This window comes from Pseudomonas sp. CM25 (assembly GCF_013179705.1).
Lineage (GTDB): Bacteria > Pseudomonadota > Gammaproteobacteria > Pseudomonadales > Pseudomonadaceae > Aquipseudomonas.
Map to the genome: position 1 here is coordinate 1 of NZ_JABMCW010000254.1, position 8,179 is coordinate 8,179.

Annotated in this window: 8 protein-coding genes and 1 tRNA gene; 4 read left to right on the forward strand and 5 right to left on the reverse strand. The window is 62.6% G+C overall.

What is annotated here, in order from left to right; all coding sequences use genetic code 11:
* The first annotated feature begins 137 nt into the window (after positions 1–137).
* Both HP546_RS21940 and HP546_RS21945 read left to right on the forward strand, forming a co-directional pair.
* Entirely contained in the window at positions 138–374 is a 237-nt protein-coding gene (locus HP546_RS21940) for a hypothetical protein (RefSeq protein ID WP_172229379.1), read from the forward strand.
* Between the two features lie 176 nt (positions 375–550).
* Positions 551–883, forward strand: a complete 333-nt coding sequence (locus tag HP546_RS21945) for a ribonuclease E inhibitor RraB (RefSeq protein WP_172229381.1) — start codon at positions 551–553, stop codon at positions 881–883.
* A gap of 114 nt (positions 884–997) precedes the next feature.
* On the opposite strand, the gene HP546_RS21950 is transcribed toward HP546_RS21945, so the two are convergent.
* Positions 998–1,798 carry a cytochrome c gene (locus tag HP546_RS21950; RefSeq protein WP_172229383.1) on the reverse strand — a complete coding sequence of 267 codons (801 nt, stop codon included), beginning with the start codon at positions 1,796–1,798 and terminating at the stop codon, positions 998–1,000.
* Positions 1,799–2,325: 527 nt separating this feature from the next.
* On the opposite strand from HP546_RS21950, the gene HP546_RS21955 reads away from it, so the two are divergent.
* Positions 2,326–3,057 carry an amidotransferase gene (locus HP546_RS21955; RefSeq protein WP_172229385.1) on the forward strand — a complete coding sequence of 244 codons (732 nt, stop codon included), beginning with the start codon at positions 2,326–2,328 and terminating at the stop codon, positions 3,055–3,057.
* A 175-nt stretch (positions 3,058–3,232) separates the two neighbouring features.
* On the opposite strand, the gene HP546_RS21960 is transcribed toward HP546_RS21955, so the two are convergent.
* The 3 genes from HP546_RS21960 to HP546_RS21970 all read right to left on the reverse strand — a co-directional run bounded on the left by HP546_RS21960 (position 3,233) and on the right by HP546_RS21970 (position 5,857).
* Positions 3,233–4,204, reverse strand: a complete 972-nt coding sequence (locus HP546_RS21960) for a magnesium and cobalt transport protein CorA (protein ID WP_172229387.1) — start codon at positions 4,202–4,204, stop codon at positions 3,233–3,235.
* Between the two features lie 79 nt (positions 4,205–4,283).
* Positions 4,284–5,003 carry a 1-acyl-sn-glycerol-3-phosphate acyltransferase gene (locus HP546_RS21965; RefSeq protein WP_172229389.1) on the reverse strand — a complete coding sequence of 240 codons (720 nt, stop codon included), beginning with the start codon at positions 5,001–5,003 and terminating at the stop codon, positions 4,284–4,286.
* A gap of 164 nt (positions 5,004–5,167) precedes the next feature.
* Complete coding sequence (locus tag HP546_RS21970) at positions 5,168–5,857, reverse strand: crotonase/enoyl-CoA hydratase family protein (protein ID WP_172229391.1); 690 nt, start codon at positions 5,855–5,857, stop codon at positions 5,168–5,170.
* A 198-nt stretch (positions 5,858–6,055) separates the two neighbouring features.
* Here HP546_RS21970 and HP546_RS21975 point away from each other — a divergent pair.
* Positions 6,056–6,145: transfer RNA gene (locus HP546_RS21975), tRNA-Ser, on the forward strand.
* Positions 6,146–6,231: 86 nt separating this feature from the next.
* Here the strand turns inward: HP546_RS21975 and HP546_RS21980 are convergent.
* On the reverse strand, positions 6,232–8,179 hold a 1,948-nt coding region (locus tag HP546_RS21980; protein ID WP_172229393.1), incomplete at its 5' end, for a TonB-dependent siderophore receptor.

Here is an 8,179-nt window from a genome sequence, read left to right on the forward strand (position 1 = left end):
GCCTGAGGTTGATGGTATCCGTGTGGGAGCGGGTTTACCCGCGAAGAGGCCGGCACAGACTGAACATTCTCCCAACCCCAAGGTCAGTTATTCAGGCATCACACACCTTGTGGTATTTGATGGAGAGGGCTCGTTCAATGAAAGAGTGGGAAGTCATCTTTGCCGACCAGAAAGGCGAACCGTCCAGGTTGCTGCTGCATGCCGAGCATATCCCCAGCGAAGAGGACGCCGCGCGGGCGATCCGTTCGCACCTGTTCCCGGTGATGGACGAGCTTGACCTCAACGACTTCCAGGACCGCGCCATTTCCCCCACTGCACGCTGGCTCAAGGAACAGAGCGGCGTCACCATCACCAGCATCCACGAAGCGCCCTGAACCACACGTTTGCGTGGTGCCGTTGCAGGCACTACGCTGGTGGAAGGTGCCTGCCTATTCTGCGGGTTGGTGCCTTTTCTATTCGCGTCTTGCATCAGCTCGAACTGCGCGGCCACTGCCGGCAGGTGCGTAGTGCACGGAAAGTCTATCCATTGCTTTATTCAGGAGGACGATTCATGAGCAGCCAGAACGACGATATCAGCAGCAACGTCCTGCGCCAGATGAAAGCAGGCGGTTTCGACTTCACCCGGATCCACCCCATCGAGTTCTATGCCGTATTCCCCGACGAAGCAGGGGCCCGCCGTGCGGCCGGGCAGTTTCGCGGTGAATCCCTCAATGCCCAGGTAACCGAAATGGGCGACGGTGCCTGGCACCTGGAGCTGAGCAAGGTCATGTACGCCACGTATGGCGGGATTGGCGATTTCGAGGAGGCCTTCGAGCAGCTGGTGACACCTTATGGTGGTGAAGTGGAAGGCTGGGGCGTCAAGCACGAACGGCTGACTGCCTGACGGTCCGTAGTGGCTTTTTCGCAAACTTGCCCACGCCCACAGATATTCACAAGGCCTGAAACCTGTGCGATCCCTGTGGGAGCGGGCATGCCCGCGAATGGCCAGGCACCGCAGTCAAGGCCTGCGCCCGGCCATATGCCCCAGATAGGCCAGCAGCGCATCCAGCTCCTGCTCACTCAACACGCTTTCGGCAAACCCCGGCATCTTCGCCTGCGGCCAGCGGCGCAGGCTCTGCGGGTCACGTATCAGCTTGCGCAGGTAAGCAGGCTGGAAATACTCGGTCGGGTTGTGCGGCACGTTCAAATCCGGCCCTAGCTGCGCATCTCCCGCGCCGTTAAGCGTATGGCACGCCAGGCAGTTCTGCTGGAACAACGCAAACCCCTGGCGCACCGCGCTGTCGCCAGGCAGCGTCGGGTCGGGCAGCAGCGCCGGAAAACGCTGCGCCACCGGCGACAGCTGGCGCAGGGTGGAAATCTGGAACGGCCACTGTTCCGGGCGTATGCCGCTGGCCTGCGGCGCCGTCCACACCAGGTAGAACGGCCCGGCGCTCGGCTTGCCCTTGCTCAGTGGCGGCCAAGGCTTGCTCGGGTCTTCCACGGCCAGCCAGGCCCGTGCAGGCCCTTGCTGCAGCAGCGGCGCAGCAGGCATTTCGGCGGCAAAGCCATCCAGCGCTACTGCTTGCAGGTGGTCGCTGGCGTTCACACCCTCCAGCAGTGCGGCCAGCGGCACCGCCCGATAGTGCATGGGGCGTTTATAGGACACGTCCTGTTCGATGCTGATTTCACGCGCCTGCGGGTGGCCGAGCAGTTCGGCGCTGCTCCACTCGCGCGTGCTGGCGCCCAGCGCCAGGTGCAGCTGCGCCGCCGACAGTGGCAGGCTCAGCAGCATCATCAACAGGGCAAGGCAGCGGCGCATGGGCAATCTCCGACCATCAAGGCCAGCAGATTACCTGTGCACTGCCCGTTGGCGCCACCGCCGCAGTCAGCCGAACAAACGTGTCAGGTTCGGCAAGATCAACAGCAAAGTCGTGGCGAAAAGAATGAGCCCAGCTTGGCGAATTTTCGATTGTCTGAACATGGCGGACCGCCTTCTTGTTGTTATTCCTGAATACCCGTTGGCTTCCCTGTCGTACTGCGGGTCGATCGCAGTGGCGTCGATGGCGCCTGAACTGCCTGCCTCTTGTAAGTGCATATACATCCAACAGTAGGGTGTGTGTCAGGCATGTTTGAGAACCCTTTGTTCTAACCGTATACCCGCACGATTCCGTGTGGCTATGAGGCCTTGTGCCAGCCGGCTGGCATGCTCTGACTAGACACTGGCGCAACTGCTGGCGACATACCGACAAAATGTGACCGTTCGTCAGTGCAGCCTACTTGCTTGTACGTGCCTTTCGCGTCAGTCTCTACAGCAGATTCCCACTCATGTCGTTCAGGACTATTCCTATGTCGTTACGCATCTGCATCCTTGAGACCGATGTCCTGCGTCCGGAGTTGACCGCGCAGTATCAGGGCTACGGCAGGATGTTCGAGCAGCTCTTTTCGCGTCAGCCGATCGCCGCCGAATTTTGTGTCTACAACGTGATGCACGGCGACTACCCCGCCGACAATGAAGTGTTCGATGCCTACCTTGTGACGGGCAGCAAGGCCGATTCGTTCGGAACCGATGCCTGGATCCAGACCCTCAAGGCGTATCTGCTGAAACTGTACGAGCGTGGCGAGAAATTGCTGGGTGTGTGCTTCGGCCATCAGTTGCTGGCGTTGACCCTGGGCGGCAAGGCCGAGCGCGCCGAGAAAGGCTGGGGCGTGGGCATCCACCGCTACACGCTGGCGGCCCATGCGCCGTGGATGGACCCGGAAGTGTCCGAGCTGACGTTGCTGATCAGCCATCAGGACCAGGTGACCCAGTTGCCTGAGGGCGCCACGGTAATTGCGTCCAGCGATTTCTGCCCGAATGCGGCGTACCACATTCGCGACCAGGTGCTGTGCTTCCAGGGCCACCCGGAGTTCGTCCACGACTACTCCCGCGCGCTGCTCGATGCGCGCCAGGCGTACCTGGGCGACGAGGTGTACCACAAGGCAGTGGCCAGCCTGGCCACCGAACACCAGGGCGACCTGGTGGGCGAATGGATGTTGCGGTTTATCCAGCAGCCGGCCAGCAACCACGACGCCGCCTGATGGCCGGGGCCGCTTGGCGGCCCATCGCTGGCAAGCCAGGCTCCCACAGACCGCACCAAATTCAAGCCATGCGCCGTACTTGTAGGAGCCTGGCTTGTCGTGGCGACGAACCGCGGCGATGGGCTGCGCAGCAGCCCCATTAACCTTGACTGACTTGCATAGGGTCCGGGCTCTCTTACAGCCAGCCAGACCGCTTGAAGCTGGCATACAACCCTGTGCACCCCGCCACAATCACCCCCAGCACCACGAAATACCCGTAATGCCAGCCCAGCTCGGGCATGTTCTGGAAGTTCATCCCGTAAATCCCGGCAATGGCCGTGGGGAACGCCAGGATCGCCGCCCAGGCCGCGAACTTGCGTTGCACGATGCTTTGCCGTGACGATTCCAGCAGCATGCCGATCTCGATGGTCTGGCTGGCGATGTCGCGGATGCCGGCCAGGTCTTCCATTTGCCGCGTCACGTGGATCTGCACGTCGCGAAAGTACGGGCGCATGTTCTTGTCGATGAACGGGAAGCTCAGCCGCTGCAGCTCTTCGCTCACTTCCACCATCGGCGCCACGTAGCGGCGCAGGCGCAGGATGTCGCGGCGCAGGCTGTGCAAGCGGCGGATGTCCTCGTCTTGCAGCGAACCGCCGAGCACGCTTTGCTCCAGTTCTTCGATCTCGCCATGAATGGCCTCGCTGACCGGCTGGTAGTTCTCGGTCACGAAGTCGAGCAGGGCGTACAGCACGAAATCTTCACCGTGCTCCAGCAGCAATGGCCGCGCCTCGCAGCGCTGGCGCACCAAAGCATAGGATTTGGAGTGGCCGTTGCGGCAGGTGATGATGTAGCCGTTGCCGGCGAAGATGTGGGTTTCGATGAACTCCAGCTTGCCCTCGTGGCGCACCGGCGAATACGTAACGATGAACAGGGCATCGCCGAAGGTTTCCAGCTTGGGCCGGCTGTGTTTTTCCAGGGCATCCTCGATGGCCAGTTCATGCAGGTTGAACTGGCGCTGCAGGTTGGCCAGCTCCTCGGCGTTGGGTTCTTCCAGGCCGATCCACACGAAGTGCCCCGGCTTGCGCGCCCATTCGCTGCCTTCGTCGATGCTGATGTTGGTGACCTTTCTGCCGGCGCTGTACACCGCTGATGCCACGACTCGCCCCATGGTTGTGCGCTTCCCCGATTGAACACGGGTTACAGCTTGGGCCGTAGCCGGCGCGAGGGCAACCTGCACGGGCGCCGATTTAGCCTTCGGCCAATTCCGCTTCCATGCGGTCAATGCACTGCTGCATCTGCGCCCGGCACTGTTCGATCAGCACCGGCAGGTCCCGCACCGTCATGCCTGCCGTGGCAATCGGCGGCAGCGAGCGCACGATCACCGTACGCTGGCGCCAGCTGTTCAGGTTCAGTCGCCCGGCATAGCGGCTGACGCACACCGGCACGATCGGCACGCCGGCCTCGATGGCCATGTGAAACGCGCCTTTCTTGAAGGCCAGCAGGTGCTCGCCAGGGTTGCGCGTGCCTTCCGGGAAAATCCAGATGGAGGTGTCAGCCTGCAGCACGCGGGTGGTCTTGTGCATGGCCTTGCGCGCCTGGTAGGCATTGTTGCGATCGATCAGCACGTTGCCGCCCAGCCAGAACAACTGGCCGAACAGCGGGATCCAGCCCAGGCTTTTCTTGCCGATGGCCACAGTACGTTTTGGCACTGCCTGGCCGAGCACGAACAGGTCGAAGTTGGACTGGTGGTTGGCGACGATCACGCAGCCGGGCGGCTGGTCCCACAGCGGGCCTACCTCGGCTTTGACCCTGATGCGCATCAGCCAGGTAGCCGGCAGGCTGTAGAGGTGGGCGAACAGGCGGCTGTTGTCGGGGTTGAAGGGGCGGCACAGGCCAATGACCAGGCCGACGGCGCCGACGACAAGAAAATGCAGCGCCAGCAGGAGCATGCGCAACGAGTAAAGCATGGTACGACTCACACCAGACAGTCGCGGGGGAGTGTACGGGTGTGCACTGGTTGGGGCAAACCTTGGTGTAAGTCTGTTCCGGCCCTTTCGCGGGTAAACCCGCTCCTACAACGGGCATTCATACCTGTGTGGGAGCGGGTTTACCCGCGAAGAGGCCCGCAAGGTCAGCCCATATGCTGCTGATCCCGCTCGATCGCTTGGTCCAGCGCATCCAGCAGCCCCTTGCGCACTTTCAGCTTGGTGTTCTTGTGCGCCAGCATGTTCAGCTTTTTCAGTTCACGCGCCGCTGCCAGTGCCGCATCGTGCAACTGCTCGGCCGGCACCACCTTGTCGAGGAAGCCGGCATCCACCGCGCCTTGCGGGTCGAATACCTCGGCATTGATCACCGAGCGGTGGAAAGCCGAGCGGCGCAGGCGGTCGCGGGCCAGTTCGATGCCGGCATGGTGCATGGTCATGCCGATCTGCACTTCGTTCAGACAGACCTTGTACGGCCCTTCGACGCCGATGCGGTAGTCGGCCGACAACAGCAGGAAGGCCCCTTTGGCCACGGCGTTGCCCGGGCAGGCGACCACCACCGGGAACGGGTGCGACAGCAGGCGGCGGGCGAGGGTGGAGCCGGCAGTGACCAGGCTGATTGCCTCTTTTGGCCCGCTGGTCATCACCTTGAGGTCGTAACCGCCCGAGAGAATGCCCGGCTGGCCGGTGATGATCACCACCGCACGCTCTTCGGTGGCGCGGTCGAGCGCGGCGTTGAAGGCGGTGATGACATCCGGCGAAATGGCGTTGACCTTGCCGTTGTTCAGGGTCAGGGTGGCGATGCCGTCTTCGGCGTGGTAGGTAATCAGCTCGCTCATGGCAGAGTCCTTTTGTTGGCGTGGCGACGACGTTACCCAGCGCCAGGGGCAAGGTAAAGCAGCAAGGCTGACTGGTCGGTCAGCGCTCAGCGTGGCTCAAGTGCAAATACATGAAAAATTTGAAAAAAATGCTTGCCAAAGGGAATGTCTTTCACTAAATTAGCGCACCTCGACAGGCCGCAGGGCTTGAAGAGAAACGGTGAAGTGTCCGAGTGGTCGAAGGAGCACGCCTGGAAAGTGTGTATACGAGAAATCGTATCAAGGGTTCAAATCCCTTCTTCACCGCCACATTCTACGAAAAGCCCCCGCGTTGAAAAGCTCGGGGGCTTTTTGTTTCTGCTACTTTTTTGGGGCCGCTTTGCGGCCCCAACCCGCTAGAAGCTGACCGAAGCCGACAGCCGGGCAGTACGCGGCGCACCCTGGAACAGGTAGTTGTCCCCCAGGTAATCCCCCACATCGCGCCAGTAGCGTTTGTCGAACACGTTATCCACGGTCAGCCGCAGCACCGTGTCATACCCGCCTACCTGCGTACGGTAGCGGCTACCCACATCGAACACGGTATACCCGCCCACCTGCACATTGCCCGCCTGGCTCGCATACTTGCTGGCGCTGTAGCGCGCCCCACCCAGCAGCGCCAGCCCCGGCACCGGCAGGCTGTACTCCGCGTGCAGCGCAGCGCGGAACCTGGGCACATTGATCGCCTGATGGCCTTCGTAGGCATCGGTGTCGCTGTTCTGCACCCGTGCACGAATGGCCGCCGCGCTGGCCTGCACCTGCAGGTTCGACGTTACCCAGCCGCTGGCGCCAAGCTCCAGGCCGGTGTTTTTCTGCCGGCCTTGCTGCACGTAGGTGAAGTTGCCGGCACCGTCCGGGCGCGCGTACTGGTAGGCCTGGCGGATCTGGAACAGCGCGGCGCTGAGGCTCAGGCCCTGCCAGTCGTGCTTGAGGCCCAGCTCGAGCTGATGCGAGGTGGTCGGCGCGAGAATTTCGGCGGCATTGCTGGCAAACCAGGGCGCAGTCCCACCGGCTGACAGGCCCTTGGAATAGCTGGCATAGACGGTGGTGTTCGGCTGCGGCTTGTAGATCAGCGCAGCATTGGGCAGCAGCTCGTACTGGCGGGTATGGCGCCCGGCAACACCGGTCTCGTCCCAGGTCTTTTCATCCAGGCGCACTTCGCGAGCGCCCAGTACGGTCTGCCATTGCTCGTTGAAACTGATGCGGTCGCTGATGAACAGGCCGTACTGGCGGCTGTCCAGGCGCCGTTCGCTGGCGCCGATCGGCTTGTCGGACGGGGCGAAGGCGGGGGCGCCACTGTAGATATTGCCGCTACCGAGCCACTCGTTGTAGTAGGGGCGCTGGTCCAGCGTGCGCCGCTGCGCGCTGGTACCCAGGGTCAGTTCATGGCCCACGCCCAGCGCCTCGAAGCGCCCGGCGAGCATGGCCTGTGCCTCATCGGTGCGGCGGGTGTCGTCGGGGCTGCGGAAGTCGTAGATGTCGTAGTCGCCATTGCTGGCGAAGAACGCGCCTTCGCTCGAGCCCCAGGCAAACGCGCTGTAGTCATCGATCACCACCTTGCTGCGCGAGGCGCTCAAGGTGCCGGTCCAGGCCTCGTTGAAGCGGTACTCGAAGCGCCCGCCCAGGTTCAGCGAGTCGTTCTGCACGGGTTTTGCCCACTGCTGGTAGGCCAGGCGGTCATCCGGGTCGATGCCGTGGGGCACTTCGGTGCCGCCCAGCAGCTGGTAGCCGGGCACCGAGCGTTGTTCGCGGTGCTGGTATTCGGCATCCAGTTGCAAGGTGGCATCCGGGCTTATCTGCCAGTCGAAGGCCAGCGAGGCGAAGTCGCGCTTGCCATCGGCGTGGTCGACGTAAGAGCGGATGTCCTCATGGGCCAGGTTGGCGCGCAGGCCAAACTGCTTTTCGCTGCCGAACCAGCCGCCCAGGTCGGTGGCCAGGTAGCGCTCGCCTTGTTCGTTGGTCGACACGGTGACGCTGCGCACGTCTTCGGCACGCTTGGTCACGTAGTTGATCAGGCCGCCGGGCTCCGACACGCCGCTCTGCAGGCCGGACAGGCCTTTGAGCAGCTCCACCTGCTGTTTGTTTTCCAGGGCCACGTTCTGCTCGCCGGCGATGGTCTGACCGTTGATGCGGTAGCTGCTGGCGGCGTTCAGTTCGAAGCCGCGCACGTTGAAGTTTTCGTAGTAGCCGATGGGCGCATAGCTTTCGCCCACCGAGGCGTCGCTTTGCAGCACTTCGCTGAGCTTGCGCACCTGACGGTCTTCCAGCAATTGCTGGCTGAACACGTTGACCGAGGCGGGGGTGTCG

Bases quoted from the DNA above. Each gene is read 5' to 3' on its own strand.
- HP546_RS21940 (WP_172229379.1), top strand. From the start codon at position 138: ATGAAAGAGTGGGAAGTCATCTTTGCCGACCAGAAAGGCGAACCGTCC.
- HP546_RS21945 (WP_172229381.1), top strand. From the start codon at position 551: ATGAGCAGCCAGAACGACGATATCAGCAGCAACGTCCTGCGCCAGATG.
- HP546_RS21950 (WP_172229383.1), bottom strand. From the start codon at position 1,798: ATGCGCCGCTGCCTTGCCCTGTTGATGATGCTGCTGAGCCTGCCACTG.
- HP546_RS21955 (WP_172229385.1), top strand. From the start codon at position 2,326: ATGTCGTTACGCATCTGCATCCTTGAGACCGATGTCCTGCGTCCGGAG.
- HP546_RS21960 (WP_172229387.1), bottom strand. From the start codon at position 4,204: ATGGGGCGAGTCGTGGCATCAGCGGTGTACAGCGCCGGCAGAAAGGTC.
- HP546_RS21965 (WP_172229389.1), bottom strand. From the start codon at position 5,003: ATGCTTTACTCGTTGCGCATGCTCCTGCTGGCGCTGCATTTTCTTGTC.
- HP546_RS21970 (WP_172229391.1), bottom strand. From the start codon at position 5,857: ATGAGCGAGCTGATTACCTACCACGCCGAAGACGGCATCGCCACCCTG.